Genomic DNA, 759 nt, shown 5'->3' on the forward strand with positions numbered 1-759 from the left:
GGGGTCGGGCGGGCGGGCGGTGTCGCCCGCGGGGGCGTCGGCGTGGCGGAGCCGCGCTGCGGAGTGCGCGCGAGGTCCACTTTCTTCGATGCTTCGTTCGATGCCATGGCGCCAACAACAGGGAGATCGGCCCGAGCTTCGGGAAAGCGCAATGCGGCGGCTCCGGAGGGAGCCAGCATCAACGGCCTTCATCGATCTCGGAAGGCGACCGCTCTAACGCAAGTCGCCGGGCTTGTCGACTACGCCCGACCGGACTTCGCGGATGAACGATCAGCTCGAAGGAACGGGGATGGGAGGGTCGACTGGTTTGACGCGGCCAGTTGGCAAAATCCAAGTGGCAGGAGTGGAGGGACTCGAACCCGCAACCTCCGGTTTTGGAGACCGGCGCTCTGACCAGTTGAGCTACACTCCTACGCGAGGGACAAGTCCTTCGCCGCGGCGCTGCTATAGACCGGTCGCCGTGGCTCCGCAATGGTCAAACTGCGCGGTCGACAAAGATCCTTCGCCGTCTCGATTGCAGGCAGTCGGCAGGTGCCGACGCCGGCTAAAACGCGCACGGCGCCCCGGACTAAAACCGGAGCGCCGTACTTGGCGTCATATCAGGCGGCCGCTCGGGCCGACCGGATCAGGACTACTCGTTGATGGCGGCGACGACGCCGGCGCCGACGGTGCGTCCGCCTTCACGGATGGCGAAGCGCAGCTTCTCTTCCATGGCCACCGGCACGATCAGGGTGACGTCCATGGTCACGCTGTCGCCCG

Annotated in this window: 1 tRNA gene and 1 pseudogene; both read right to left on the minus strand. The window is 66.3% G+C overall.

Annotated elements, in window-relative coordinates:
- Positions 1–335 precede the first annotated feature (335 nt).
- Positions 336–412 (minus strand) — tRNA-Trp (locus J7U37_RS24820).
- Between the two features lie 219 nt (positions 413–631).
- A pseudogene (gene tuf, locus J7U37_RS24825) lies at positions 632–759 on the minus strand (elongation factor Tu); the annotation flags it as partial.

Origin of the sequence: Methylobacterium sp. 37f, assembly GCF_023093475.1 — a bacterium.
Taxonomy (GTDB): domain Bacteria; phylum Pseudomonadota; class Alphaproteobacteria; order Rhizobiales; family Beijerinckiaceae; genus Methylobacterium.